The sequence below is a fragment of the Prauserella shujinwangii genome, from assembly GCF_003001955.1.
GTDB classification, from domain to species: domain Bacteria; phylum Actinomycetota; class Actinomycetes; order Mycobacteriales; family Pseudonocardiaceae; genus Qaidamihabitans; species Qaidamihabitans shujinwangii.
On record NZ_PVNH01000013.1, the window covers coordinates 97,668 to 123,189 of the forward strand.

Here is a 25,522-nt window from a genome sequence, read left to right on the forward strand (position 1 = left end):
GATGGCCAAGAAAGCACTGATCGCCAAGGCCGCCCGCAAGCCTAAGTTCAAGGTGCGCGCCTACACCCGCTGCCAGCGTTGCGGCAGGCCGCACTCGGTCTTCCGCAAGTTCGGGCTCTGCCGGATCTGCCTGCGCGAGATGGCCCACGCGGGCCAGCTGCCCGGCGTCAGCAAGTCCAGCTGGTAAGGCTTCCGTATTTCCTACTTCGCCACAGGCCCCGCCGGAAGGCGGGGAACCGGGGTGAGAAAGGTTGACAGGTCACCATGACGATGACCGACCCGATCGCAGACTTCCTGACGCGTCTGCGTAACGCGAACTCGGCGTACCACGACGAGGTCGTGCTGCCGCACTCGAAGATCAAGGCGAACATCGCCGAGATCCTCAAGCGCGAGGGCTACATCTCGGACTACCGCGACGAGCCCGGCGAGAAGCACAAGAACCTCGTCGTCCAGCTGAAGTACGGCCCGAACCGCGAGCGCAGCATCGCCGGCCTGCGCCGGGTGTCGAAGCCGGGCCTTCGGGTGTACGCGAAATCGACCAACCTGCCGAACGTCCTCGGTGGACTCGGCGTCGCGATCATCTCGACGTCGTCCGGCCTGCAGACCGACCGGCAGTGCAAGCGCAACGGCGTGGGCGGCGAAGTCCTCGCCTACGTTTGGTGAGGAAGGGGGACCAGAGCATGTCTCGCATCGGAAAGCAGCCGATCGCCGTCCCCTCCGGGGTCGAGGTGACCATCAACGGCCAGCACGTCTCGGTCAAGGGACCGAAGGGCACCCTCGAGCACACCGTCGCCGAGCCGATCACGGTCGAGCAGGACGAGGACGGCTCCATCCTGGTCAAGCGGCCGGACGACGAGCGGGAGAGCCGTGCGCTGCACGGGCTGAGCCGGACGTTGGTGAACAACCTCGTCGTGGGCGTCACCGACGGCTACGAGAAGCGGATGGAGATCCACGGCGTCGGCTACCGCGTCCAGGCCAAGGGGCAGGACCTCGAGTTCGCCCTCGGCTACAGCCACCCGGTGACGATCAAGGCGCCGGAGGGCATCACCTTCAAGGTCGAGAGCCCGACGAAGTTCTCGGTGACCGGCATCGACAAGCAGAAGGTCGGCCAGACGGCCGCGGTCATCCGCAAGCTGCGGCGTCCCGACCCCTACAAGGGCAAGGGCCTGCGCTACGAGGGTGAGCGCATCCGCCGCAAGGTCGGAAAGACGGGTAAGTGATCATGAGCGAAACCGTGACCAAGCGCAAGCCGGTCGGCAAGGACATCTCGACCCGCCGTCGGGTCGCGAAGACCCGTCGGCACTTCCGGCTGCGCAAGAAGATCAGCGGAACCGCGGAGCGGCCCCGGCTCTCGGTCAAGCGGTCCAGCCGGCACATGCACGTGCAGCTGATCGACGACATCGCGGGGCACACCCTCGCCGCGGCGTCCACCCTCGAGGCGGACGTGCAGGCCGTCGAGGGCGACAAGAAGGCGAAGGCCGCCAAGGTCGGCGAGTTGATCGCCGCCCGCGCCAAGAACGCGGGCATCTCCAGCGCGGTGTTCGACCGGGGTGGCAACGCCTACCACGGCCGGATCGCGGCGCTGGCCGACGCCGCTCGCGAGGGCGGGTTGGAGTTCTAGTGATCATGCACATTCTCGAGAACGGAAGGAACGCCTGATGCCGGGACGTACGCGGCAATCCGGCGGCCAGGGCGGACCCGGCGACCGCGAGCGCGGTGGCGGCCGGGACCGCAGGGACCGTCGTGACGGTGGCCGTGGCGGGGCGGCCCAGGACAAGACCCCGCACCTCGAGCGCGTCGTAGCGATCAACCGCGTGGCCAAGGTCGTCAAGGGTGGTCGTCGCTTCAGCTTCACGGCGCTGGTCGTCGTCGGGGACGGCGACGGTCAGGTCGGCGTCGGCTACGGCAAGGCGAAGGAAGTTCCCGCGGCGATCGCCAAGGGTGTCGAGGAGGCGAAGAAGAACTTCTTCCGCGTGCCTCGCATCGCGGGCACCATCCCGCACCCCGTGCAGGGCGAGGCGGCCGCCGGTGTCGTGCTGCTGCGTCCGGCCAGCCCCGGTACCGGTGTCATCGCCGGTGGCCCGGTGCGTGCCGTGCTGGAATGTGCCGGTGTGCACGACGTGCTGTCGAAGTCGCTCGGCAGCGACAACGCGATCAACATCGTGCACGCGACCGTGGCGGCCCTGAAGGAGCTGCAGCGTCCCGAGGAGGTCGCGGCGCGCCGTGGCCTGCCGCTCGAGGACGTGGCTCCGGCCCGGATGCTGCGCATGCGTGCGGGGCAGGGGGTCTGAGATGGCTCAGCTGAAGGTCACCCAGATCAAGAGCACGATCGGTACGAAGCAGAACCACCGGGACTCGCTGCGGACCCTCGGGCTGCGCAAGATCCGGCAGTCGGTCGTGCGTGAGGACACGCCGCAGGTGCGGGGCCTCATCCACACCGTCCGGCACCTGGTGGCAGTGGAGGAGGTCAAGTAATGGCCATCAAGATCCACCACCTGCGGCCCGCGCCCGGTGCGAAGACCGAGAAGATCCGGGTCGGCCGCGGTGAGGGCTCGAAGGGCAAGACCGCGGGCCGCGGTACCAAGGGCACCAAGGCGCGCAAGAACGTGCCCGCCGGTTTCGAGGGTGGGCAGATGCCCATCCACATGCGGCTGCCGAAGCTGCGTGGCTTCAAGAACCGGTTCCGCACCGAGTACCAGCCGGTGAACGTGGGCGACATCGCGCGCGTCTTCGCCGACGGCGGCAAGGTCGGCAAGGAAGAGCTGGCCGCTCGCGGCCTGGTCCGCAAGGGCAAGCTCGTGAAGGTGCTCGGCAACGGCGACGTGGACGGCGTGAAGCTGGACGTCACCGCCGACGCGTTCTCCAACTCGGCGAAGGAGAAGCTCGAAGCCGCCGGTGGCTCCGCCACCACGGTCTGAGCCCACCCGCCCCAACGAAACGGCCCGCCGGTTCCGCACGGAACCGGCGGGCCGTTTTCGTGCGCCCGGCGGGCGCGTTCTGCCGGCAAAACGCGCCCCGGGCGCCGCATTCTGCCCGCAGAACGCGGTCGACGGGGCAGCCGCGGCCGGGGCCCGGTTCACCCGGCCGGCGGCGTTCGATCGTCGCGCGGTGGGGAGACCTTCGTCGGTTACTCCACAGTTTGGTCTAGACCCCTTGGCCGAGCTCTCGGGACAGTCGGGACGTCAGCTGAACCGATTCCGTATCGGGCTTCGCCCGTGGGGAGGACATCGAGATGACAACGGTCAACACAGGCTCTCAGCGACGCGGGAGACGCGTCGTTTCCGCGTTCGCGGCCGCTGCCGGTGCGGTCGCGTTGACGCTGGCCGGCACGTCGGCCGCGAGCGCCGCGCAACCGGGTCAGCACTGTGTGTACTCGGTCTCGGCGCATGAGTACACCTGCCACGACACGCTCGCCGAGGCGAAGTCGCAGGCAGGGACGCGACCGCAGGGCCGGGACTTCCTGCGTGTGCAGGGCGAGATCATCGGAGCCACGGTGTTCGAGGACGAGAACTACGGCGGGTCCTCGCTGACCATCACCGTCCCCGAGCCCTGCCCCAAGAACGGCAAGGTCGACTTCTGGCTCGACCTCAGCGACTACTGGCAGGACCGGATCTCGTCGGTACAGGCGTGGTCCACCTGCTGGCTTTGGCTCTACCCCTCGTCCGGCGACCGCGCCGGGCCGTACAAGGACAACCACTCGTACGTCGGCGACTACATCAACGACCGCACCGTGACCGTGGGACTCAGCTGAGGGGATGATCGACATGGGACGTGCCAAGCGAACGACGGCGGTACTCACCGCGGCGGCGGCGATGCTGGGCGGGCTGCTCGCGCCCGGTGTCGCGAACGCTGAGGAAGGGCCGACCATCCGCCAGCTGCTCGAACAGTGCGAGCAGGGCAGGACGGACCTGTGCGAGTTCCACCCGGCCGGCCCGCCCGAGGTCTACCGCGGGTCGTACGAGCTGGCCGGAGGCGCGCGGAACTGTTCGGCGGGCACCTCGACCAGAGTCATCCGCTGGGAGTCGTCGCAGACCACCACGAACTCGGTCGGCGTGACCATCAGTGCCGGGGCGACCCTCGGCGAGATCTTCGAGACCAGCTACGAGGTGAGCTTCAGCCAGGAATGGAGCTGGACCACCACGAAGGCCGACGAGATCCGCCACGAGCTGGGGCCCTACCAGGCCGTGGACATCTTTGCGGCACCGATGCGCCAGAAGGTGCGCGGCACCTACGAGATGCACTTCGGCGATCCGTACTACGGCCACTACTACTGGTACGTGCACGACGTGGTCGTCGACGGCCCGGCCAGCCAGCCGGCTTGGGACGTCAAGGTCGAGGAGACCGACCCGCGCTGCTGAACCGCGTTCTGCCCGCGGAACGCGCCTCGCCACCTCCCGGCCGGGCGCGTTCTGCGGGCAAAACGCGCCCCGCTGGCCCCCACGAACCGGGAAGTCGCATGCGAAATGCGCACTACGTGCAGGCGGCCGATGCGGGGCTGTTAGAGTCGGCTGCACGCTTCGGGACACGTCTGCCCCGAAGCGTTCCTGGCTTGCCCGCCAGCGACAGTGTGTTCCCGCCGGTCACCGTGCCGGCCAAGCCGATCGTCGGCTGATCACCGACGACGCCGAGGAGGTCCCCCGCGTGCTCAGCGCCTTCCGCTCGGCTCTCGCGACGCCGGACCTGCGCAAGAAGATCCTGTTCACGCTGATGATCGTGGCCGTCTACCGGCTCGGTGCGGTCACGCCGGCGCCCGGGGTCTCCTATCCCAATGTGCAGGCCTGCCAAGCGGAGATCGACCAGCAGGGCATCTACGGCTTGCTGAACCTGTTCAGCGGTGGTGCTCTCCTACAGCTGTCGGTGTTCGCGACCGGCATCATGCCCTACATCACGGCCAGCATCATCGTTCAGCTGCTCACCGTGGTGATTCCTCGGTTCGAGGAGCTCAAGAAGGAGGGGCAGGCCGGACAGGGCAAGCTCACCCAGTACACGCGGTACCTGACGATCGCGCTGGCGATCCTCCAGGCCACCGGCGTGGTCGCGCTCGCGGACCGCGGCGCGCTGTTCGGTGACTGCAGCCAGCCGGTCCTCCCGGACAACTCGGTGTACTCCCTGGCCATCATCGTCCTCACGATGACCGCGGGCACCGCGGTCATGATGTGGATGGGTGAGCTGATCACCGAGCGCGGCGTCGGCAACGGCATGTCCGTGCTGATCTTCCTGAACATCGCCTCCCGCATCCCGGTCGAGGGCGCCAACATCCTGAACAACGAGGGCGGCATGATCTTCGCCTTCGTGTGCGTGCTCGGCCTGGCGATCATCGCGAGCGTCATCTTCGTCGAGCAGGGACAGCGCCGGATCCCCGTCCAGTACGCCAAGCGCATGGTCGGCCGCCGGATGTACGGCGGCACCTCGACCTACCTGCCGATCAAGGTCAACCAGGCCGGTGTCATCCCGGTCATCTTCGCCTCGTCGCTGCTGTACCTGCCCGACCTGCTCGGCAGGCTCATCGGCGACCCCAACGAGGCCTCCGCGTGGCAGCGGTTCCTGCAGACCTACCTGGTCGACCAGTCCAGCTGGGTGCACATCCTGCTGTACTTCGCGTTGATCATCTTCTTCACGTACTTCTACATCACGATCACCTTCAACGTGGACGACCGCGCTGAGGAGATGAAGAAGTTCGGCGGGTTCATCCCGGGCATCCGGCCGGGCAGGCCCACCGCCGAGTACCTGGGCTTCGTACTCAACCGCATCACCTTCCCGGGTTCCATCTACCTGGGCATCGTGGCGATCCTGCCCAACTTCTTCCTGTCCGTGACCCAGCAGGGAGCGAACCAGAACTTCCCATTCGGCGGCACAGCTGTGCTGATCATGGTCGGTGTCGGCCTCGACACCGTGAAGCAGATCGAAAGCCAGCTCATGCAGCGCAACTACGAAGGGTTCCTCCGATGACACGCGTCGTTCTGGTCGGTCCGCCAGGTGCGGGAAAGGGCACGCAGGCCGCGGCGCTCTCCGAGCGTCTCGGCGTCCCGCACATCTCCACCGGTGACCTGTTCCGCAAGCACGTGGGCGAGGAGACTCCGCTCGGGCAGGAAGCGAAGCGGTACCTGGACTCGGGCGACCTCGTGCCCGACTCGGTGACCAACGAGATGGTGCGGGAGCGGCTGGCGGAGCCGGACGCCAAGCGCGGTTTCCTGCTCGACGGCTTCCCGCGCAACACGAAACAGGCCGAGGTGCTCGGCGAGATGCTGGCCGAGAACGACACCGCGCTCGACGCGGTGATCGAGTTGCAGGTGCCGGAGGACGTGCTCGTCGACCGGCTGCTCTCCCGGGGGCGCTCGGACGACACCGAGGACGTCATCCGGCGCAGGCAGCAGGTCTACCGGTCGGAGACCGCCCCGCTGCTGGAGTACTACGCCGACATCCTCGTGACCGTGGACGGCGTCGGCAGCGTCGACGAGATCTCGACGAGGGTCCTGGACGCCCTGCGCATCAAGCAGTGACATCACGGGTGGGGAGCGTTCTGCGGCGGATGAGCCGGGGACGGCGGATCGAGGTCAAGACTCCGGGCGAGCTGGAGGCGATGCGCGAGGCGGGCCTGGTGGTGGCCGGCGCGCTCACCGCGGTCGCGGACGCCGCCCGCCCGGGCGTGTCGACGGCTGAGCTCGACGAGGTGGCCGAGCAGACCATCCGGGACGCGGGCGCGGTGCCTTCGTTCAAGGGCTATCACGGATTTCCCGCGTCGATCTGCGCCTCGGTCAACGAGCAGATAGTGCACGGCATCCCGTCAGGTGAGCTGAAGCTCGGGGAGGGTGACCTGATCTCCGTGGACTGCGGTGCGATCCTGCACGGCTGGCACGGCGACTCGGCGGTCACCCTCGAGATCGGTGCGGTGGCGGACACCGATCACGCGCTGTCCGAGGCCACGAAGGCCGCCATGTGGGCGGGTGTCCGGGCCGTGGTGGCGGGGGCCAGGCTCACCGACATCTCGTACGCGATCCAGACCGCGGCGGAGCGTGCCGCGGCGGAGGCCGGTGTCGAGTACGGCATGGTCGCGGAGTACGGCGGGCACGGCATCGGCAGGCAGATGCACATGGACCCGTTCCTGCCGAACGTCGGCAAGCCGGGACGGGGCCCGCGTCTGCGCACCGGGATGGCGCTCGCCATCGAGCCCATGCTCACCACCGGAACGGGTGAGACGGTGGAGCTGGAGGACGGCTGGACGGTGGTCACCGCTGACGGTTCCCGATCCGCGCACTGGGAGCACACCGTAGCCGTCACCGACAGCGGCCCCTGGGTTCTGACCGCCCCCGAGACCCCCTGACGCCGCCTTTAGCCCGCAAAACGCGCTCCGGTGCCCGCCGGACGAGCACATTCAGCCCGCAGAACGCGCCGTCGGCAGTGGCTCACCCGGGTGTGGGCGCGGGGTGACGGCGGGACCAAATCAAATCACCGAGAGTGACGCCTACCACAATCGGACCCCGTTTGGGGCCCGCGACACGGGGTGCGTACACTGTCTAGTCGGCGTGCCCATCACGTCGATTCCATCGCGCTTGTGTATCTCTGGGGCATTGGAGTCGGGGTGACGTGTGTGCCGACATCATCCAGGCAAAGCACTCACCGCTCAACCAATCACGAAACGCGGAGGACATGGCGAAGAAGGACGGGGCCATCGAGGTCGAAGGCCGCGTGATCGAGCCGCTTCCCAACGCGATGTTTCGCGTCGAGTTGGAGAACGGCCACAAGGTCCTTGCACACATCAGCGGCAAGATGAGGCAGCACTACATCCGCATCCTGCCAGAGGACAGGGTCGTGGTGGAGCTGTCACCGTACGACTTGTCCCGTGGTCGCATCGTCTACCGCTACAAGTGATCACGGTGAGCCGAGCAGGAGAGCAGGAGACGTGAAGGTTCAGCCGAGCGTCAAGAAGATCTGCGACAAGTGCCAGATCGTCCGTCGGCACGGGCGCATCATGGTGATCTGCGACAACCTGCGCCACAAGCAGCGGCAGGGCTGATCACCGGCACTCGTCGGAGTGTTGACACCTCAATAACCTCCCCGCACCTGCCGGGCCGTCCGACGGCCCGGTGCACCCCCGGGCTCCAGGCCGGGGCCGGGACACCGCCCGTGAGAGCGGGTGGACGACAGCGAGTCGGTCCCGGGACGGACGGGGAGCAGACCTGGAGAGACGACTGAAGAAGGAGCACGAGCGCCATGGCACGACTCGCCGGCGTCGACCTCCCCCGCGAGAAGCGGCTGGAGATCGCGCTGACCTACATCTACGGCATCGGCCGTACCCGCTCCAAGGAGATGATCGCCGCCACGGAACTGAACGCGGACACCCGCGTGAAGGACCTCAGCGACGACGACCTGGTGCGGCTGCGGGACTACATCGAAGAGAACTTCAAGGTCGAGGGTGACCTCCGCCGCGAGGTGAATGCCGACATCCGTCGGAAGATCGAGATCGGGTGCTACGAGGGCCTCCGGTGGCGCCGCGGACTTCCCGTCCGTGGGCAGCGCACCAAGACGAACGCCCGCACCCGCAAGGGTCCGAAGAAGACGGTCGCCGGCAAGAAGAAGGCGGGTAAGAAGTGAGCGTCCGAGGCAGGAAGGTCGTACGCGCAGCCGGGGGCGTGCAGCGTCGCGGCACCGCCTCGTGCGTATCGCCGAAGGCGCTCTACGCCCGCCCGATGGCGCTGCGCCAGCTGTACACCGACGCCGGTTCGCTGATCCGGCAGGGGCAGCGGGAGGCCGCTGCAGCCCATCGCCAGAACTCGCGCTAACGAGGAGAAACACCCACCCATGCCACCCAAGTCCCGTACCGCCGGAACCAAGAAGGTCCGGCGCAAGGAGAAGAAGAACGTCGCTCACGGGCACGCCCACATCAAGAGCACGTTCAACAACACCATCGTCTCCATCACCGACCCGAACGGCGCGGTGATCTCCTGGGCCTCGTCCGGGCACGTCGGCTTCAAGGGCTCCCGCAAGTCCACGCCGTTCGCCGCCCAGATGGCCGCCGAGAGCGCCGCCCGCAAGGCCGCCGAGCACGGCATGAAGAAGGTCGACGTGTTCGTCAAGGGCCCCGGCTCCGGCCGGGAGACGGCGATCCGCTCGCTGCAGGCGGCTGGCCTCGAGGTCGGCACCATCCAGGACGTGACCCCGCAGCCCCACAACGGCTGCCGCCCGCCCAAGCGGCGCCGGGTCTGAGGAACGGGGAGGATCAGGACACATGGCTCGTTACACCGGCCCCGCAACCCGTATCTCGCGGCGCCTCAAGGTCGACCTCATCGGCGGCGACCAGGCGTTCGAGCGTCGCCCCTATCCGCCCGGCCAGCACGGCCGCGGCCGGATCAAGGAGAGCGAGTACCTGCTGCAGCTGCAGGAGAAGCAGAAGGCGCGCTACACCTACGGCGTCCTCGAGCGTCAGTTCCGGCGCTACTACGAGGAGGCGAACCGGCGGACCGGCAAGACCGGTGAGAACCTGCTGCAGATCCTCGAGTCGCGGCTCGACAACGTCGTGTACCGCGCGGGTATCGCGCGGACCCGGCGGCAGGCTCGCCAGCTCGTCAGCCACGGTCACTTCCTCGTCAACGGCGAGAAGGTGAACATCCCGAGCTACCGGGTTTCGAAGTTCGACATCATCGACGTGCGACCCAAGTCGCTGCAGATGTTGCCGTTCGTCGCCGCGAAGGAAGCCTTCGGCGACCGTCCGATTCCCGCGTGGCTGCAGGTCGTGCCCTCGAACCTGCGCATCCTCGTGCACCAGCTGCCCGAGCGTGCCCAGATCGACATCCCGGTCCAGGAACAGCTGATCGTGGAGCTCTACTCGAAGTGATCCCCGCCTGGCCCCGGCCAGGAGGGATCCGGCGGCGGCGCTCAAGGTGCGTCGCCGCCACGCCACACCTATCGGCGTCATATGGCGGGCGCCGGCAGGAAAGGAAGAAGAGAAAGTGCTGATTTCCCAGCGGCCGTCCCTCGGCGAGGAGACGGTCAACGAGACTCGCTCCCGGTTCACCATCGAGCCGCTGGAGCCTGGTTTCGGGTACACGCTCGGCAACTCGCTGCGGCGCACGTTGCTGTCGTCCATCCCCGGTGCCGCCGTCACGAGCATCCGCATCGACGGCGTGCTGCACGAGTTCACCACCGTGCCGGGGGTGAAGGAGGACGTCACCGAGATCATCCTGAACCTCAAGGAGCTCGTGGTCTCCTCCGAGGAGGACGAGCCGGTCACGATGTACCTGCGCAAGCAGGGGCCCGGTGAGGTCACCGCGGCGGACATCGTGCCCCCGGCCGGGGTCACCGTGCACAACCCGGACCTGCACATCGCGTCCCTGAACGGGAAGGGCAAGCTCGAGATCGAGCTCGTCGTCGAGCGCGGCCGCGGGTACGTCCCCGCCCTGCAGAACAAGCAGGCCGGCGCCGAGATCGGCCGCATCCCGGTCGACTCGATCTACTCGCCGGTGCTCAAGGTGACCTACAAGGTCGAGGCCACCCGTGTCGAGCAGCGGACCGACTTCGACAAGCTGATCCTGGACGTGGAGACCAAGCCGTCGATCACGCCGCGGGACGCTGTCGCCTCGGCGGGCAAGACCCTGGTCGAGCTGTTCGGCCTGGCCCGCGAGCTGAACGTCGACGCCGAGGGCATCGAGATCGGCCCGTCGCCGCAGGAGGCGGACACGATCGCCGCCTACGCGATGCCGATCGAGGACCTCGACCTGACCGTGCGGTCCTACAACTGCCTCAAGCGGGAGGGGATCCACACGGTCGGCGAGCTGGTCTCGCGCAGCGAGGCGGACCTGCTCGACATCCGCAACTTCGGCGCCAAGTCGATCGACGAGGTCAAGATGAAGCTGGTCGGCCTCGGCTTGTCGCTCAAGGACAGCCCGCCCGGGTTCGACCCCACCACGGCGGCCGCGACCTACGAAGGTGAAGGTTGGTCCGAGAGCGTCGACACCGCTCCGGACACTGGCCACGACGACGGCCAGGACTACGCAGAGACGGAGCAGCTGTAGGACCGGAGACGGTGGCCCGCGATCCCTTGCGGGCCGCCCGGTCTTGCGGCTGAGGAGCTGTAACGAGGAGAACCGATGCCCACCCCCACCAAGGGACCCCGTCTCGGCGGATCGCCGTCGCACGAGCGGTTGATGCTGGCGAACCTGGCCACGTCGCTGTTCGAGCACGGCAAGATCACCACCACCGAGGCGAAGGCCAAGCGTGTCCGGCCGCTGGCCGAGAAGCTGATCACGAAGGCGAAGCGGGGCGACCTGCACAACCGGCGTGAGATCATGCGCACGATCCGCAACAAGGACGTCGTGCACAAGCTGATGGCCGAGATCGGTCCGTTCTACGAGGACCGGAACGGCGGATACGTCCGCATCACCAAGACGATGCCGCGCAAGGGCGACAACGCCCCGATGGCGGTCATCGAGCTGGTGTCGGAGAAGACCGCCACCGCGGAGGCCGAGGCGGCTCGCAAGACGAAGTTCGCCAAGGACCAGCCGAAGCCCGCCGAGGCCGAGGCCAAGGCCGAGGAGACCGCCGAGGCCTCGGACGCCGTCGAGACCACCGGTGAGACCGGTGAGGCACCCGCCGACCAGGACGCTGAGGCTCCGGTGTCGGCAACCGACCAGGCGACGGCCGAGCCCGCCGAGGGCGGCGACCCCGAAGCCGAGGCCGAGAAGCCGGCCGAGGACAAGAAGGACGAGTCCTGACGGCAGCGAACGACCCGAACGAGCCCGCTGCTCCCGCTGGGGAGGGCGGGCTCGTTCGTCTGCGTATCGAGGTCAGCTACGACGGCACCGACTTCTCCGGGTGGGCCCGGCAACCCGACCGGCGCACCGTGCAGGGCGTCCTCGAGGACGCCCTCGCGAAGCAGCCTCCCGGCGCCGAGGTCGCCAGTCCGACCGTCGTCGCCGGCCGCACCGACGCCGGTGTACATGCCGAACGCCAAGTACTCCACGTCGACGTGGCGCCTTTTGCGGGCAGAATGCGCCCGGCGGGACGGCTGACGGTGGACGAAAACGGCATTCCGGACCTGGATCGCATGCGACACCGGTGGAACCGCTACCTGCCGCCGGACGTGCGCGTGTTGCATGCGTCCGTGGCACCAGACGGGTTCGACGCCCGCTTCTCGGCGATCCGGCGCCGCTATCGCTACCAGGTGTCCGATGCGCCATGGGGTGTGGCCCCGCTGCGCAGACACGACACGCTCGCGTGGCCACGCCCGTTGTCCGTGGACGCCATGAACGAGGCGTCGGATGCCCTGTTGGGCCTTCATGACTTCGCGGCGTACTGCAAGCAGCGTGAGGGCGCCACCACGATCCGGGAGCTTCAGCAGCTCACATGGACCCGTGTCGGTGACCACGAGGTGCACGCCCACGTGTCGGCGGACGCGTTCTGTCACTCGATGGTGCGCAGCCTCGTCGGAGCGCTGTTGCTCGTCGGTGACGGCAGGCGCGACATCGCCTGGCCAGGACGGCTGCTCGACAGTCAGATCAGGGACAGCGCTGTCGCCCCGGCGCATGGCCTCACCCTTGTCGGGGTGGACTACCCTCCGGATGCCGAGCTGGCCGCGCGTGCCGAGCAGACGCGCAACGTCCGCTCTGCCACTCCAGGCCGCGGCTGAGCGTCAGCGGTCCTGCTGGACCTCGCGCACCTCCTCCAAGATCTTCCGGTAGTCACCCGCGAGCTTCTCCGCGGTGACGATGACGAACCGCCAGCCCTCGGCTTCGAGCCGTTTTCGCCGGGCCTCGTCTCGCAGTGTTTGGTCGGATTCCGCATGCCAGCGCCCGAAGTACTCGATGGCTGTCTTGGTTTCTTCGATGGCGAGGTCGAGCCGTGCAACCTCTCGACCGTTGCGGAGGATCCTGAACTGAGGGGTCACTCGGTAACCACCGACCGTCAGGACGACCCGCAGGTCGGACTCCGGAAGTGACTCGGCTCTCGGATCGCACAGCACGAAGACCTCGCGGGCCAGGCGGATACCCCAGTTGCGGCGACCTGAGATGGCTCGACCGAGTTGCCGCTTGCTGACGACGCCGGAGCGAAGGAAGGCGTCCACGTCGGGGACAGCGGTGCGGAGTCTGCGGACCCAGCCGCGGGTGCGGGGCGAGAGCCGGAAGATGAGGTCGAGCGCGATTCGTGCTGGACGTGCGATGCGTATCCCGCGCCAGGGGCGCGATTCGCGGCGCTTCACGGCGGTGCGGCGAATCTGGATGCCCTTGAGTGGCCCGAATCGGTGTTCCTCCGGGACGACGATCTCCACCGGGTCGTAGGGCTGAGCGAGTTCGACGCCGCGGACGGTCGCGGCGGATCGTCCGGTGAGCACTGCTTCCTTGGGCGCGATCAGCGCGGCGCCTCGGCAGCGGAGTTCGTGGGTCACGGGGACGTGTGCGGGCACGTAGACGTCCTGGAACAACCTGCGGAAATGTGGTCCGCGCAGCTGAGCGGCGGTGACATAGCCCTCCCGGCGGGCGACGGAGCCGCGGAAGACGTCGGTCAGTTCGTGTGGCTTGGTTCGTTTGATCACCGCGTCAGCGTCGATGGCCGGTCCGACAGCTTCCGTGCCTCGCGCCGATTCGGGAGGAAGTTGTCCACAGCGGCCCTGTTGTCCACAGACGCGCGCTCGCGGCTTGACACCCTCCCCACCTCGGTGCACCCCGGTCGCATTTTGCGGGCAGAAGTCTCTCCCCGAGAGCGTTTTGCCCGCTGAACGCACCCGGCTGGGGCGCGTTCAGCGGGCAAAACGCGACAGGGGCCCGCGGTCAGTCGCCGCGGCGAACCGGGCCGAGGATCTGCTGTTCCTTGCTGGTCGTGACCAACCGCAGCGGGCGCCACAGGTTGCGGCCCAGGGCCACCACCTGGTCGTCCTTCAATGTCGTCAGCTGCCGCATCATCTGGGGCGGCAGCCGCCACAGCCGGGCCGCCAGCTCGGCCTGGCCCGCCGGCAGCCGCTGCATGAGCACCAGGTCAGCCGCGTTCGCCACCGCATCGGCCTGCGGATGCAGGTAGGGGAGCACGTACACCGTCGTGTGCCACGGCGAACGCGGGGGGAACAGATCCTGCGGAGTGGGGCCGCCGTCGTGCACGACGAGCAGCGGCGCGTCCTCCGACGGCCGCGGCAGCTCGACCGGCGACAGCCTGCGAATCTGCACCAGCGGCGAGGGACGCCCGTTCGGTTGCGTACCCGCCGCGTTCGACAGCACCTGCCACGCCGCGGGTCGCCCGGTCGCGACCACCACCCATGCGCCGACAGCCATCGCCCGCAACGCCACCTGACGTGCGAGATACAGCCCGCCCACCAGCACGATCCTCGTCGGCGCCGAGCGCAGAGCCGACACCGTCAGCGGTTCGCCCTGCAGTCCCGACCCGAGCACGATGCCACCACGGTCACCCGAAGGACTGATCGCGTCCAGCAGCGCGGGATCGACGACGAACTCCGGCGCCACCCCAGCGTCCTGACTAGCGTCCCGAACGCGTGAACTCATGCCGTCCCTCCCATCGGCAGGGTCGCGGCGAATCCGGAGACCTGCAGCCCGCGCAACGGGGTCAGCGCCACGCCGAGTCGTTCGGAGAGCGTCGTCAACCGCTGGTCCGCCGCGTCGAGCTCACGCGGGTTCCGCGCGCTGATCCGGACGACACCCCGCAGACCGATCTTCCCTTCCTCCGTGGAGGGAGAGATCGACATCGACACTGTCGCGGACAGTGCCCGCACGCTCGTCAGTGCGTTCAGCGTGTTGGTGACCTTGCCCTTCGGCCAGCCCGTGATCGCGTAGCTGGCATGACCGATTCCTGCCGCCGTGACGCCTGTCCACCGTTCCTGCATCGTCACGCGCGCACCCGAGCCGGCGACCCCCGTCAGCTCGGCGGCGGAGATTCCTGCCCGCAGAAGTTCATCCGGGTCGAGCGGGCGCGTGGGCACGCCACGGGACTCCAGGGCGTTGCGGACCCGCGACAGGGCACCGATGAGTGCGCGGTGCGCTCCCACGACACCGCCACCGCGTTCCCGTACAGCCGTCGGGCAGCGCTTCGGGTCCAGCCGGACCGCGACCCACGTCGTGCGGCGCGCGGCGGCCGGCAGCGGCCCCAGCACCTCCATGTACGAGCTGAGCGCGGGGGAGTCGGAGGGCAGCGCGGCGCTGCCCGGATAGCAGTGCCAGATCATCTGGATGGAGTCCAGAACGACGCCGCGGTCCTCGAGGCACGGCGCGAGCGCCGACAGCGGCAGGCTCGGCGCCCCACCGGCTTGGGTGATCAGTGCGGGAGCCGGCTCGACGAGGAGGACAGCCGTCCACGTGCCGTTGTGCCACGCGAGCCCGACCCGCTGGTGCTCGTGGTCCTTGCCGTGTGCGACGACGAGGTCAGGCACCGCGAGCCGCAGCAGGCTGACGCGGGCGTCGTCCGGCCCAGTGACGCCATCCTCGTCGGCCGCGATCGACTCCAGACTCGTCGGAGCGGGCGGTGTCGCCACCCGATCGTGTGATCGGAAGGCATACCGCGCCGTCAACCCGGCCCACTGGGTGAACCACTGCCCGTTCCAGCGCAGCAACGCGAGCACCAGAGCCACCGCTGTGATGCCGATCGCCACGTACACCAGCGAGCTGTTCACGGCGAGCAGGATCAGCCCGACGGCCAGGCCCACCTCGAGGAGCACCACGTTCGCCACCGGCAGCGGGCCCAGGTTCGCCCCCAGCCGCCGCCGGTGGGCAGGAGGAGCGACCACCGCCGGACGAGCGGGCGGCGTCGCACCACCGGGCCGAGGAGGCTGCCCGGGCGGAGGCCCCCCAGGACCTCCGGGTCCCCCGGGGCCGCCGGGACCACGAGGCCCACCGGGCCCGCCGGGACCCCCCGGCCCGCCAGGTCCACCTGGGCCGCCGCCGGAACCGCCGGGTCCACCTGGACGCTGTGGTGGTCCCGGGGGCCGCCCCGGAGGCGGCTGGGACCCCGGCGGCGGCCCCGGCCGACGTGGAGGAGTGGTGACGGACATCCGCTCGTTCTTCCCCTCGATCATGCAACTGAGCTGGCAGCCGATCCCGGATACCCCGCGCCGGTACGAGTTGGTAGAAACCAACACCGAGCGGTCCCCGTACGGCTATCCTGCGGAACCGTACCGCGACTGGGAGAGCTGTAGGTCGAGAATGCCGTCAACACCCACGACGAAGTCACAAGTCCAGGCGTATCAGTTCGTGCTGCGGCGCATGCAGTCCGCGCTGGTCCGCAAGGACGCGGTGATGCTGCACGATCCGATGCGCACGCACAGCCGCGCGACGATCGTGGGCGTTGTGCTGAGCGCCATCGCGATGCTCGGCTTCATCATCTTCGGGTTCTTCAAGCCTGCGCCGACACCACCCGATTCGGGGATCGTGATCGGCGAGCAGTCCGGCTCGATCTACGTCGTGTCCGAGAACCCGAAGAAGCTCATTCCGACCTTCAACCTCGCCTCGGCCCGCCTGATTCTCCTGGCCCAGCAACAGCAAGGGGAGGAAGGGCAGGGAGGTGCCGCACAGGGTGGCGGTGCCGTGGAGGTCGTCGAGGCCAACGTGGTTCCGGACGAGCAGCTGAAGGACATCCCGCGCGGACGACTGCAGGGGATTCCGAACGGCCCCGAGTTGCTGCCGACCGCGGACCAGCGTGTCTCCGACCACTGGGCGGTCTGCGACAACTTCAAGATCGACCGAAGCCTCCCGGACGCGGAGGCGCGTGAACAGGCCGAGACCAAGACCACGGTGTACGCCGGGCTGTCCGAGCTCGGCGAGGAGCTGGCGCAGAACGAGGCAATCCTGGCCTCGGCCGACGACGGCAAGCACTACCTGATCTACCGGCAGCCCGGGGACGCCAACCGCACGGCCAACGCCGTCCGTGCCGAGGTCGACCTTTCCGCCGGTTCCGTCCGTGCCGCATTGAGGCTCGACGAGGACCAGGCCCGGCACATCTCGATGGGACTGCTCAACGCCATCCCCGCGGTCGGTGAGCTGGTGCCTCCGGAGATCGACGGGCAAGGAAACCCGCCGGAGGGGTACGAGATCGAGAGCTACCCGGTCGGCACCGTCTTCTCCACGCCGCGAGCCGACGGCAAGGACTTCTACGTGGTCACCAGGACAGGGATCCAGGAGGTCTCGGAAGCGGTTGCCGACATGATCCTGTTCGAGAACACCGCGACGACCGGGGATGACGTGCCGGTCGTCGAACCCGACGACGTGACGGGCCTTCCGACGGTGACGGAGGGTGACCCGGGTGCGCTCGAGGTGTCGCACTACCCCCAGTCGGTGCCGACCGTGCTCAATCCCGGCCGTTACCCCGTGTCGTGCCTCGGCTGGACGGTCCGTGGTGAAGGAGCGAGTGAGGAGAGCCGCACCGCCGTCTACGTCGGTTCGGTTCCTCCTGGCCCGAAGAACGCCGCCAACGAGGTGCAGGCGGTCGAGATCGGACAGCCGAGCCCGGACGGGTGGAAGATCGACTACTTCTACATGAAGCCGGGTTTCGCGGCGGTGGTGCGGTCGGCGACAACCGAGGACACCTTCGGACGTGGCAACATCCAGCTCGTCTCGGATCGCGGCATGCGGTACGGGGTTCCCGATGTCACCACCGCGCAGGCGCTCGGGCTCGGTGAGCAGGATCCGGCGCCCGAGTCGATCCTCAAGTTGCTGCCCGTCGGTGCCTCGCTGAACACCCAGGATGTCGGCCGTACGTTCGACAGCGTTCCGGTCGATCCTGACGCGGGCACGTTCGATACATCCGACGACGCCGCCGCGGGTGGCAACTGACCCACCAGGGGCCTCCCGTGTCGCATGCCCGTGTCCTGGGCGTCGCGGCGGGACCGCGGCGCGTGTGGCCAGCCCGGGAGTGGGATGGCGGTCGTCTCGGACTTAACGCCTCCGCCCTCAGCCGGGCGCATTCTGCCCGCAGAATGCGAAGTGCGGGCGGGACGGAGGGGGCATCTCGGCAGGAATCGGGCGTCGCCTGGACTGTGTGCCGGATGTGCGCGAGCCGGGCGGGCCGGACGGCGCCGAGGCGAGGGACACAGCGGCAAGCCGAGACCCTCCTGGAGCCGCAGAAGTCCCCGGGAAGCCGGACCGGCCACCGTGGTGATCGGCGAGATGTGATCGTCGGCTAACCGCGTTCTGCCCGCAGAATGCGCGCGGGGTCGGGCAGACTGGCGACATTATGCCCGCAGAACGCGACCAGCCGGGCGCGTTCAGCGGGCAGAACGCGACGCGGGGGTGCGGTTGCGGCGGATGGTGTGCACCACGAACAGGGTGATGGCGAGTGCCGCCAGCGCACCACCTGCACCGGCCAGGGCCACGATCATCGGGGTCCAGTCGCGGTTGTTCGCCGGCGGCATGTCCGACGGCAGCGCCACCGCGCTCGCCGGGGCGATGCCCTCCTCCTCGGGGACGGTCGCCGTGAGCGCCGCCATCGGGTCGATCACGCCGTGTCCCACGAAGTTGTCCCGGCCGCCCGGCGCTGCCGGATGCTGGGCCGTGCTCGTGATCCGGTTCATCACTTCGCGGGCAGAAAGCTCCGGGAACTTCGCCCTAACCAGGGCCGCCAGACCCGACACATAGGGCGCCGCGAAGCTGGTGCCCTGGATGAACTGCTGCTGGCCGTTCTCGATCGTCATGTTGGCCAGACGGTCCGAGCCCACCGCCGGGTCGAGCGAGATGATGTCCGTGCCCGGCGCCGCCACGCTCACCCACGGCCCGTGCACGCTGAAGTCCGCGACACTGCCCGTGGCGTCGATCGCCGCCACCGAGAGCACGTCGTCGGCGAACCAGGGCGGCGTCACGATCGTGTTCGGCTTGTCCGGATCGCCCGTGTTCTGCTTGCAGCTCTCGGTCGTGTTGCCCGCCGCCGACACCACGACGACGTCCCGCTCCTCCACCGCGTACCGCACGGCAGCCTGCAGCGCCTGCTCCCCGGACCCGATGCTGCCGTTCGCCTGCCTGCAGTTGTTGATCGAGATGTTCATGACCTGAACGCCACGGTTCGCGGCGTTCACCACCGCCTGCGCCAGCGTGTCCAGGTTGCCCGCCGAACCCTCCTGGTCCTGCGTCCGGCCCTCCCCGCCCTGCGCCGGCCCGGTCTCCCCGCCGGACGGGCCACGCAGCGCGTTCGGCTGGTCGCCGCCACCGTTCTCGCCCGACCTGCCGTCGCCGCCCGAGTCGCCGCCGCTCTGGTCACCCCCGGTGGGCGCGGACGGCGAGTCGTCCGGCTTGTAGTTCTGGCTGGACTGCCGGATCGACACGATGTTCGCGTCCGGCGCGACCCCCTCGAAGCCGATGTGCTCCGGGGTGTCCGCCGCGATGATGCCCGCGACCTCGGTGCCGTGGCCGTCGCAGTCCTCGAGACCGGGACCGGCCGGCGTCGCCTTCACGTAGTCGCCGCCACCGCTCACCCGGCCCTCGAAGTACGGATGCGTCGCGGTGACCCCGGTGTCGATCACGGCCACCTCGATGCCGCCGCCCACCGAGCCGGTGGTGTTGCGCATCAACCGGTGCACCTCGTCCAGCCGGAGGTACAGCTGCCCCCACGGCTTCTGCTGCAGGCTGATGTTCCGGCTGAGATCACGCTGCACGCACTCGGTGTGCTTGACGTAGTTCTCGTTCGGGGAGCCCGTGTCCTGCGGCGGCGCGACCGCCACCGGAGGCGGCGTCGCGTAGTAGCCGCCGTCGTCCTCCTCCTGCGCCCCGGCCGGCAGCGGCGCCACCCCCGGCGCGAGCAGGCCGAAGGCGCCCGCCAGCAGGCCCGCCGCGATCCTGCGCGCCGGGCTCGCGGTCACCACGCGCCCGCTCATGACAGGTCGAGGTGCCGCAGCGTCGAGTACAGCCCCATGACCGCCAGCGCGAGCGGCAGCACCGTCGCGATGCAGATCGCCTCGATGATCTCCACCGTGCGCCGCATCGGTGGCGAGAACCGCTGGTTCGGGAAGATGACACCGACCACCAGCGCACCGGCGCCGACCAGCACGAGCGCACCGAACACCCAGATCACGCGGTCCAGCGGCCCGGCCGTCCACATCCAGCCGAGCAGGATCCCGCCCGCCGACACCATCCCCGTGGTCAGCAACGCCACCGCCTGGCCGCCGTTGGCGTAGGTCCGGGCCCGCAGCAACAGCACCAGGGTGGCGATCGCCGCGGTCAGCACGCCGAAGATGCCCGGCGCGGTGGCCGTGATGATCGCGGCCACCGCCGTCACCGCGCCGCACCCGATCAGCAGGCCCGTCATGTAGTTGTGCGCGACGCTGGTCCGCCGTTCGATCGACGCGTAGTCGGGGAAGCCGGAGTCCTCCTTGAGTTCCTCCGCCGTGCCCGGCACGTTCGGCAGCGGCAGCTTCGCCAGCCAGATCGTCGCCCTCGGCAGCATCGAGATGCCGGCGAGCGCGGCCGCGGCCGTGCCCGCCGCGATCCCCGGGGCAGGGTGTGCGATCAACGTCGCCACCAGGAACGCCAGCAGACCGAACACGCCCGCCGTCGCCGCCGCGATGAACGTCGTGATGCCCGCGCCGATCAGCAGGATGCAGGCGGCGGCGACCACCACCACCAGCGAGCTCGCCAGCAGGAGGTTCGCGCGCACCGACACGCCGGGCACGATGTGGAAGCCACTCACGAACGCCAGCGGCAGCCCGCCCGCCGCCGCGATCAGCACCCCGGTGGCCTCCGCCTGGTACGCCTTCGCCAGCGTCGCCCCCAGCGCCACGCAGGCGATCGCGGCGACACCGGCGGTGATCGCCACGACCAGCCCGTCGCCGCCGAACAGCGGCCCGCCGAAGAACAGCGCCAGCGCCGCCGAGAACAGCGCCAGCCCGCCCGCGAGGTGACCGATCCGCTGCGCGGTCTCCTTCGTCCACGGCCGGAAGCTGTCGGGCTCCGCCTCCGCGATGGCGTCCACCACGTCGTCGTACAGCGGCGGCGGTGGGTTCTCGTTTCGCCTGCGCAACTGCAGCAACTCGCCATCGACGATCCCGAGCGACGCGAGCGTGCGGCTGGGGTCGAGCGGCGCGTCGCCGAGCTTGGCCAGCGCCCAGCCCCCGTGGCGGGCGCCGCCGTCGGGGGTGACCTCCTTGGCCATCTCCAACAGCATCGGCAGCAGGTCCGCCACCGCCACGTCCGCCGGCAGCGCGACATCGATGCGGGTGCGCGGTGCCACGACCGTGACCCTGCTGAAGACCGTCGTGCCCGTTGCCACCTGTTCCGCCCCCTAGCTGGAGAGAATGCCCGCAGGAACTTACCTTCTCGGGTGAGATCCCCGGACGAGGACCGGCAACCTCGGCGAACCGGCCCACAGTGTCGTCGTGCCGCCCTAGTATTAGCGCACCCGGGCAGTACGTGGGGTCACTTCGGGTGAATGCACCGGGTCGAGCGGTCGGCCACGGCGACGCCCGTGTGCGGCCTGCGGTTCGCTACCGTGTGCGGCGGCCGTGCACCCACTGGCCGCCGTCGCCGAGTTGAAGAGGGGTCTTTCGGTGAGCACGCTGCAGTTCAAGCGGTTGCCACGGCTTGCTGCTCCCCGTCCTCCGGGCGGCGAGGTCCACCTCGAGCCGCCGCCCGAGGTGCCGAGGACGATCCCCGGCAACATCCTGATGAAGCTGCTGCCGGTCGTCATGGTCGTCGCCATGATCGGCATGATCGTCTTCATGTTCACGGCGGGCGGTGCGCTGGGCCGCAGCCCGTTCTTCCTGATGATGCCCCTGTTCATGATGATGTCGATGGTCGGCATGTTCTTCCAGGGCGGCCGAGGGGGCGGGCCGAAGAAGGCCGAGATGAACGAGGACCGCAAGGATTACCTGCGGTACCTCGGCCAGATGCGCGACCGGGCCCGTGAGGCCATGGCCGACCAGCGCGCGGCGCTCGAGTGGGTGCACCCCGACCCGCAGAGCCTGTGGTCGCTCGCCACCAGCCGCCGCATGTGGGAGCGCAGGCAGAGTGACCAGGACTTCCTCCACCTGCGCGTCGGCCGCAGCTCGCACCGGCTCGCCACCCGCCTCGTGCCGCCGCAGACCGGCCCGGTCGACGAGCTCGAGCCCATCGCCACCCTGGCGCTGCGCCGCTTCGTGCGCGCTCACTCCATCGTGCCCGACCTGCCCACCCAGATCACGCTGCGCGGGTTCGCCGCCGTGGGCATGCAGGGTGACCCGGAGCTCACCCGCGGCCTGACCCGCGCCATGCTCGCCCAGCTCGTCACCTTCCACAGCCCCGACGACGTGCTCGTCGCCGTGGCCACCGCGGGGCGGGCGAAGGAACAGTGGGAGTGGGCCAAGTGGCTGCCCCACGTGCAGCACCCCACGCTGTCCGACGGCATCGGGCAGATGCGGATGATGGCGGGCTCGCTCGCGCAGATCGAGGCGTGGCTGGACGACGAGCTGCGCGACCGGCAGCGGTTCTCCCGCAACGCCACGCCCGCGCCCGACCAGCCGCACGTCGTGATCGTCATCGACGACGCCGAGGTCACCGGCGAGGAACAGATCCTGCTGGAGGAGGGCCTGGTCGGGGTCACCCTGATCGACCTCTCGGACTCGCTCGGCAACCTGCCCGCCCGCCGCGGCCTGCGGCTCGTGGTCGAGGACGAGCGGCTCGGCGCCCGCAGCGCGGGCGGTGTCGAGTGGTTCGGCAAGCCCGACCGGCTGAGCGTCGTCGAGACCGAAGCGCTGGCCCGGAAGATCGCGCCGTACCGGGTCGGTTCCGCGGCCGCCGACGACAGCGAGGAGCAGCCGCTGCTGTCCAACCCCTCGCTGCTGGAACTGCTCGGCATCCCCGGCGACCCGATGACGTTCGACGTGCAGCAGGCGTGGCGCCCGCGGCCGATCCGCGACCGCTACCGGGTGCCGTTCGGGGTCGGCGAGTACGGCCAGCCGGTCGAGCTGGACATCAAGGAAGCGGCGATGGAGGGCATGGGCCCGCACGGGCTGTGCATCGGCGCCACCGGTTCCGGCAAGTCGGAGTTCCTCCGCACGCTCGTGCTGGGCATGCTGGCCACGCACTCGTCGACCGCGCTCAACTTCGTGCTCGTCGACTTCAAGGGCGGCGCGACGTTCCTCGGCCTGGACAAGGCCCCGCACGTGTCCGCCGTGATCACCAACCTGGCCGACGAGGTCACGCTGGTCGACCGCATGAAGGACGCGCTGGCCGGTGAGATGAACCGGCGGCAGGAGGCGCTGAAGAACGGCGGCAACTTCAAGAACGTCTGGGAGTACGAGAAGGCCAGGGAGAACGGCGCGGACCTCGACCCGCTGCCCGCGCTGTTCATCGTGGTCGACGAGTTCTCCGAGCTGCTGTCGGCCAAGCCGGACTTCATCGACCTGTTCGTCGCGATCGGACGGCTGGGCCGCTCGCTGCAGATGCACATGCTGCTGGCCTCGCAGCGTCTGGAGGAGGGCAAGCTGCGGGGCCTGGACTCGCATCTGTCCTATCGCATCGGTCTGAAGACGTTCTCCGCGGCGGAGTCGCGGGCGGCGATCGGCGTGCCGGACGCCTTCGAACTGCCCTCGGTACCCGGTGGCGGGTATCTCAAGTACGACACCTCCACCCTGGTGCGGTTCAAGGCCTCGTACGTGTCGGGCCCGTACCGCCCCGCCGGTATCAAGCAGGCCGCGCCCGGTGCCGCGGTGGTCAGGGCCGACAAGCGACCGCAGCTGTTCGTGCCCGACTTCGTCGAGCTGCCGAAGGAGCCGGAACCCGAGCCCGAGCCGGAACCGCAGCAGCCGCAGCCGCAGTCGGAGGAGGCCGTCGAGCCGAGCGAGCTCGACGTGATCGTGTCGCGGCTGGTGGGTCAGGGCCCGCCCGCGCACGAGGTGTGGCTGCCGCCGCTGCGGGAGCCGAACTCGCTCGACACGCTGCTGCCGAACCTGAACCCGACCGAGGAGCGCGGGCTCTCGCCGGTGGGTTTCTTCGGCAACGGGCGGCTGCAGGTGCCACTGGGCATCGTGGACCGGCCGTACGAGCAGCGGCGCGATCCACTGTGGGCGGACTTCTCCGGCGGCGCGGGCCACGGCGCGATCGTCGGCGGCCCGCAGTCGGGCAAGTCCACCATGCTGCGGACACTGATCATGTCGATGGCGCTGACCCACACCCCGGAGGAGGCGCAGTTCTACTGCGTCGACCTCGGCGGTGGCACGCTCGCCGCGCTCGACGGGCTGCCGCACGTCGGCGGTGTCGCGGTGGCGCGGCGGGAGCCCGACAAGGCCCGCCGGATCGTGGCCGAGATGCTCACGCTGGCCAACGAACGGGAGTCGCGGTTCGGCGCGATGGGCATCGACTCGATGAACGACTTCCGCAACCGCAAGCGGCGCGGGGAGATCACCGCCGAGCAGGACCCGTTCGGCGACGCGTTCCTCATCGTGGACGGCTGGCGTGCGTTGCGGGACGACTTCGACGAGCTCGAACCCCAGATCACCAAGCTGGCCGTGCAGGGCCTCACCTACGGCGTGCACGTGATCATCTCGTCGAACCGGTGGGCGGACATCCGGCCGGCGATCAAGGACATGCTGGGTACCCGCTTCGAGCTGCGGCTCGGTGATCCCAGCGAGTCCGACATCGACCGCAGGGTCGCGGTCAACGTGCCGCCTGGACGTCCCGGCCGCGGCCTGACGAGGGACAAGCTGCACTTCCTCACCGGGCTGCCGCGCATCGACGGCTCCAGCAGCGACGAGGACCTCGGCGCCGGAGTGGCCGACGCGGTGGCCCGCATCACCTCGGCCTGGAAGGGCCGCCCCGCGCCCCAGGTGCGGCTGCTGCCCGACGTACTGCCCTACGAGGAACTGCTCGAACTGGACAGGCACCGCGACAGCAGGCTCGTTCCCATCGGCGTCAACGAGGACGAGCTGGCGCCGGTCTACCTCGACTTCGACGCCGAGCCGCACTTCCTGTGCTACGCCGACGGCGAGTCGGGCAAGACCAACCTGCTGCGGCAGATCGCGCGCGGCATCACCGAGCGCTACACCAAGAAGGAAGCGGTCATCATCCTCGTCGACTACCGGCGCACCATGCTCGGCTTCATCGAGGGTGACCAGCTGCTGGGCTACGCGGTCTCGGCGAACCAGCTCGAGGGCATGGTCAAGGACGTCGCCGGGTCCATGGCCAAACGGCTGCCCGGTCCGGACGTGACGCCGCAGCAGCTCAAGGACCGCTCGTGGTGGAACGGCCCCGAGCTGTTCATGATCGTGGACGACTACGACCTGGTCGCGACGTCCACGAGCAACCCGCTGCGGCCGCTGTCGGAGTACCTGGCCCAGGCCAAGGACGTCGGCCTGCACATGGTGGTCGCGCGCCGCACCGGTGGCGCCGCCCGCACCGGCATGGACCCGATCATCGGCAAGCTCAAGGAGATCGCCGCGCCCGGCATCGTCATGAACGGGTCCAAGGACGAAGGTCAGCTGCTGGGCAACGTCAAGGCGGGGCCGATGCCACCCGGTCGCGGGGTCTTCGTCAGCCGCAAGGCGGGCAAGCAACTCATGCACGTGTCGTGGATCCAGCCGGAGTGAGCCAGCCGCTCCACTGTCGGGGTGGTCTGACACAGTGCTGCGTGGATCGAT

At 69.2% G+C, this 25,522-nt stretch carries 28 protein-coding genes; 23 read left to right on the plus strand and 5 right to left on the minus strand.

The annotated features are described in order from the left end of the window. Nucleotide 1 precedes the first annotated feature (1 nt). The 21 genes from B0I33_RS27380 (at nt 2) to B0I33_RS27480 (ending at nt 12,622) form a co-directional block, all read left to right on the plus strand. Nucleotides 2-187: a type Z 30S ribosomal protein S14 gene (locus B0I33_RS27380; RefSeq protein ID WP_106181921.1), complete on the plus strand. Its 186-nt coding sequence runs from the start codon at nt 2-4 to the stop codon at nt 185-187. Between the two features lie 77 nt (nt 188-264). Continuing rightward, on the plus strand, nt 265-663 hold the full coding sequence (gene rpsH, locus B0I33_RS27385) for a 30S ribosomal protein S8 (RefSeq protein WP_106181923.1): 399 nt from the start codon (nt 265-267) through the stop codon (nt 661-663). A gap of 17 nt (nt 664-680) precedes the next feature. Beyond that, entirely contained in the window at nt 681-1,220 is a 540-nt protein-coding gene (rplF, locus tag B0I33_RS27390) for a 50S ribosomal protein L6 (protein WP_106181924.1), read from the plus strand. A 2-nt stretch (nt 1,221-1,222) separates the two neighbouring features. Then, nucleotides 1,223-1,621 carry a 50S ribosomal protein L18 gene (gene rplR / locus B0I33_RS27395; protein WP_106181926.1) on the plus strand — a complete coding sequence of 133 codons (399 nt, stop codon included), beginning with the start codon at nt 1,223-1,225 and terminating at the stop codon, nt 1,619-1,621. Nucleotides 1,622-1,658: 37 nt separating this feature from the next. Next, nucleotides 1,659-2,291, plus strand: a complete 633-nt coding sequence (rpsE, locus tag B0I33_RS27400) for a 30S ribosomal protein S5 (RefSeq protein ID WP_106181928.1) — start codon at nt 1,659-1,661, stop codon at nt 2,289-2,291. 1 nt (nt 2,292) lies between these two features. Beyond that, nucleotides 2,293-2,475 carry a 50S ribosomal protein L30 gene (rpmD, locus tag B0I33_RS27405; protein ID WP_106181929.1) on the plus strand — a complete coding sequence of 61 codons (183 nt, stop codon included), beginning with the start codon at nt 2,293-2,295 and terminating at the stop codon, nt 2,473-2,475. Beyond that, the gene (gene rplO / locus B0I33_RS27410) at nt 2,475-2,918 is read left to right on the plus strand and encodes a 50S ribosomal protein L15 (protein WP_106181931.1); all 444 of its coding nucleotides are present in this window, start codon (nt 2,475-2,477) and stop codon (nt 2,916-2,918) included. Before rpmD ends, rplO begins: the two co-directional genes overlap by 1 nt. Before the next feature lie 395 nt (nt 2,919-3,313). Continuing rightward, complete coding sequence (locus tag B0I33_RS27415; protein ID WP_106181933.1) at nt 3,314-3,751, plus strand: beta/gamma crystallin family protein; 438 nt, start codon at nt 3,314-3,316, stop codon at nt 3,749-3,751. 13 nt (nt 3,752-3,764) lie between these two features. Then, a complete protein-coding gene (locus tag B0I33_RS27420) occupies nt 3,765-4,358 on the plus strand; it encodes a hypothetical protein (protein WP_245901131.1) in 594 nt (197 codons plus the stop codon). A gap of 283 nt (nt 4,359-4,641) precedes the next feature. Then, on the plus strand, nt 4,642-5,949 hold the full coding sequence (secY, locus tag B0I33_RS27425) for a preprotein translocase subunit SecY (RefSeq protein ID WP_106181934.1): 1,308 nt from the start codon (nt 4,642-4,644) through the stop codon (nt 5,947-5,949). Further along, the gene (locus B0I33_RS27430) at nt 5,946-6,500 is read left to right on the plus strand and encodes an adenylate kinase (protein ID WP_106181936.1); all 555 of its coding nucleotides are present in this window, start codon (nt 5,946-5,948) and stop codon (nt 6,498-6,500) included. The genes secY and B0I33_RS27430 overlap by 4 nt, the downstream gene beginning before the upstream one ends. A 29-nt stretch (nt 6,501-6,529) precedes the next feature. Beyond that, the gene (gene map / locus B0I33_RS27435) at nt 6,530-7,321 is read left to right on the plus strand and encodes a type I methionyl aminopeptidase (protein WP_106181938.1); all 792 of its coding nucleotides are present in this window, start codon (nt 6,530-6,532) and stop codon (nt 7,319-7,321) included. A 326-nt stretch (nt 7,322-7,647) separates the two neighbouring features. Beyond that, complete coding sequence (gene infA / locus B0I33_RS27440) at nt 7,648-7,869, plus strand: translation initiation factor IF-1 (RefSeq protein WP_005443304.1); 222 nt, start codon at nt 7,648-7,650, stop codon at nt 7,867-7,869. A 31-nt stretch (nt 7,870-7,900) separates the two neighbouring features. Further along, the gene (rpmJ, locus tag B0I33_RS27445; RefSeq protein WP_091673789.1) at nt 7,901-8,014 is read left to right on the plus strand and encodes a 50S ribosomal protein L36; all 114 of its coding nucleotides are present in this window, start codon (nt 7,901-7,903) and stop codon (nt 8,012-8,014) included. Nucleotides 8,015-8,211: 197 nt separating this feature from the next. Continuing rightward, on the plus strand, nt 8,212-8,592 hold the full coding sequence (gene rpsM / locus B0I33_RS27450; RefSeq protein WP_106181939.1) for a 30S ribosomal protein S13: 381 nt from the start codon (nt 8,212-8,214) through the stop codon (nt 8,590-8,592). Then, the gene (locus B0I33_RS30610; RefSeq protein ID WP_106181941.1) at nt 8,589-8,780 is read left to right on the plus strand and encodes a hypothetical protein; all 192 of its coding nucleotides are present in this window, start codon (nt 8,589-8,591) and stop codon (nt 8,778-8,780) included. Before rpsM ends, B0I33_RS30610 begins: the two co-directional genes overlap by 4 nt. Before the next feature lie 19 nt (nt 8,781-8,799). After that, on the plus strand, nt 8,800-9,204 hold the full coding sequence (gene rpsK, locus B0I33_RS27460) for a 30S ribosomal protein S11 (protein ID WP_106181943.1): 405 nt from the start codon (nt 8,800-8,802) through the stop codon (nt 9,202-9,204). A 22-nt stretch (nt 9,205-9,226) separates the two neighbouring features. Beyond that, nucleotides 9,227-9,832 (plus strand): 30S ribosomal protein S4, encoded by a 606-nt coding sequence (gene rpsD, locus B0I33_RS27465; protein ID WP_106181945.1) that lies wholly within the window; start codon nt 9,227-9,229, stop codon nt 9,830-9,832. Nucleotides 9,833-9,947: 115 nt separating this feature from the next. Further along, the gene (locus B0I33_RS27470; RefSeq protein ID WP_106181946.1) at nt 9,948-11,009 is read left to right on the plus strand and encodes a DNA-directed RNA polymerase subunit alpha; all 1,062 of its coding nucleotides are present in this window, start codon (nt 9,948-9,950) and stop codon (nt 11,007-11,009) included. A gap of 75 nt (nt 11,010-11,084) precedes the next feature. Then, a complete protein-coding gene (gene rplQ / locus B0I33_RS27475) occupies nt 11,085-11,708 on the plus strand; it encodes a 50S ribosomal protein L17 (RefSeq protein ID WP_106181948.1) in 624 nt (207 codons plus the stop codon). A 65-nt stretch (nt 11,709-11,773) separates the two neighbouring features. Next, nucleotides 11,774-12,622, plus strand: coding sequence for a tRNA pseudouridine synthase A (locus B0I33_RS27480; RefSeq protein WP_106181950.1), 849 nt, complete (start codon nt 11,774-11,776; stop codon nt 12,620-12,622). A gap of 3 nt (nt 12,623-12,625) precedes the next feature. Here B0I33_RS27480 and B0I33_RS27485 read toward each other — a convergent pair whose 3' ends face one another. From B0I33_RS27485 to eccE, 3 genes are all read right to left on the minus strand, one after another. After that, complete coding sequence (locus B0I33_RS27485) at nt 12,626-13,525, minus strand: hypothetical protein (protein ID WP_106181952.1); 900 nt, start codon at nt 13,523-13,525, stop codon at nt 12,626-12,628. Nucleotides 13,526-13,760: 235 nt separating this feature from the next. Then, nucleotides 13,761-14,483, minus strand: coding sequence for a hypothetical protein (locus tag B0I33_RS27490; protein ID WP_106181953.1), 723 nt, complete (start codon nt 14,481-14,483; stop codon nt 13,761-13,763). Further along, nucleotides 14,480-15,661: a type VII secretion protein EccE gene (gene eccE, locus B0I33_RS27495; protein ID WP_106182066.1), complete on the minus strand. Its 1,182-nt coding sequence runs from the start codon at nt 15,659-15,661 to the stop codon at nt 14,480-14,482. The genes B0I33_RS27490 and eccE overlap by 4 nt, the downstream gene beginning before the upstream one ends. A gap of 472 nt (nt 15,662-16,133) precedes the next feature. On the opposite strand from eccE, the gene eccB reads away from it, so the two are divergent. Further along, entirely contained in the window at nt 16,134-17,759 is a 1,626-nt protein-coding gene (gene eccB / locus B0I33_RS27500; protein WP_106181955.1) for a type VII secretion protein EccB, read from the plus strand. A gap of 431 nt (nt 17,760-18,190) precedes the next feature. On the opposite strand, the gene mycP is transcribed toward eccB, so the two are convergent. After that, nucleotides 18,191-19,789, minus strand: a complete 1,599-nt coding sequence (mycP, locus tag B0I33_RS27505) for a type VII secretion-associated serine protease mycosin (protein ID WP_106181957.1) — start codon at nt 19,787-19,789, stop codon at nt 18,191-18,193. Next, on the minus strand, nt 19,786-21,180 hold the full coding sequence (eccD, locus tag B0I33_RS27510) for a type VII secretion integral membrane protein EccD (RefSeq protein ID WP_106181958.1): 1,395 nt from the start codon (nt 21,178-21,180) through the stop codon (nt 19,786-19,788). Before eccD ends, mycP begins: the two co-directional genes overlap by 4 nt. A gap of 277 nt (nt 21,181-21,457) precedes the next feature. Here eccD and eccCa point away from each other — a divergent pair, with 277 nt between their 5' ends. Further along, nucleotides 21,458-25,471 carry a type VII secretion protein EccCa gene (eccCa, locus tag B0I33_RS27515; protein WP_106182068.1) on the plus strand — a complete coding sequence of 1,338 codons (4,014 nt, stop codon included), beginning with the start codon at nt 21,458-21,460 and terminating at the stop codon, nt 25,469-25,471. The last annotated feature ends 51 nt before the right edge of the window (nt 25,472-25,522 follow it).

Excerpts from the sequence above, each read along its gene's own strand:
- rplR (WP_106181926.1), top strand. The coding sequence starts at position 1,223 with ATGAGCGAAACCGTGACCAAGCGCAAGCCGGTCGGCAAGGACATCTCG.
- rplF (WP_106181924.1), top strand. The coding sequence starts at position 681 with ATGTCTCGCATCGGAAAGCAGCCGATCGCCGTCCCCTCCGGGGTCGAG.
- eccB (WP_106181955.1), top strand. The coding sequence starts at position 16,134 with ATGCCGTCAACACCCACGACGAAGTCACAAGTCCAGGCGTATCAGTTC.
- infA (WP_005443304.1), top strand. The coding sequence starts at position 7,648 with ATGGCGAAGAAGGACGGGGCCATCGAGGTCGAAGGCCGCGTGATCGAG.
- rpsE (WP_106181928.1), top strand. The coding sequence starts at position 1,659 with ATGCCGGGACGTACGCGGCAATCCGGCGGCCAGGGCGGACCCGGCGAC.
- B0I33_RS27420 (WP_245901131.1), top strand. The coding sequence starts at position 3,765 with ATGGGACGTGCCAAGCGAACGACGGCGGTACTCACCGCGGCGGCGGCG.
- rplO (WP_106181931.1), top strand. The coding sequence starts at position 2,475 with ATGGCCATCAAGATCCACCACCTGCGGCCCGCGCCCGGTGCGAAGACC.
- B0I33_RS27430 (WP_106181936.1), top strand. The coding sequence starts at position 5,946 with ATGACACGCGTCGTTCTGGTCGGTCCGCCAGGTGCGGGAAAGGGCACG.
- B0I33_RS27380 (WP_106181921.1), top strand. The coding sequence starts at position 2 with ATGGCCAAGAAAGCACTGATCGCCAAGGCCGCCCGCAAGCCTAAGTTC.
- rpsD (WP_106181945.1), top strand. The coding sequence starts at position 9,227 with ATGGCTCGTTACACCGGCCCCGCAACCCGTATCTCGCGGCGCCTCAAG.
- rpsH (WP_106181923.1), top strand. The coding sequence starts at position 265 with ATGACGATGACCGACCCGATCGCAGACTTCCTGACGCGTCTGCGTAAC.
- map (WP_106181938.1), top strand. The coding sequence starts at position 6,530 with ATGAGCCGGGGACGGCGGATCGAGGTCAAGACTCCGGGCGAGCTGGAG.
- rplQ (WP_106181948.1), top strand. The coding sequence starts at position 11,085 with ATGCCCACCCCCACCAAGGGACCCCGTCTCGGCGGATCGCCGTCGCAC.
- B0I33_RS27490 (WP_106181953.1), bottom strand. The coding sequence starts at position 14,483 with ATGAGTTCACGCGTTCGGGACGCTAGTCAGGACGCTGGGGTGGCGCCG.
- rpsK (WP_106181943.1), top strand. The coding sequence starts at position 8,800 with ATGCCACCCAAGTCCCGTACCGCCGGAACCAAGAAGGTCCGGCGCAAG.
- rpmD (WP_106181929.1), top strand. The coding sequence starts at position 2,293 with ATGGCTCAGCTGAAGGTCACCCAGATCAAGAGCACGATCGGTACGAAG.
- rpsM (WP_106181939.1), top strand. The coding sequence starts at position 8,212 with ATGGCACGACTCGCCGGCGTCGACCTCCCCCGCGAGAAGCGGCTGGAG.
- mycP (WP_106181957.1), bottom strand. The coding sequence starts at position 19,789 with ATGAGCGGGCGCGTGGTGACCGCGAGCCCGGCGCGCAGGATCGCGGCG.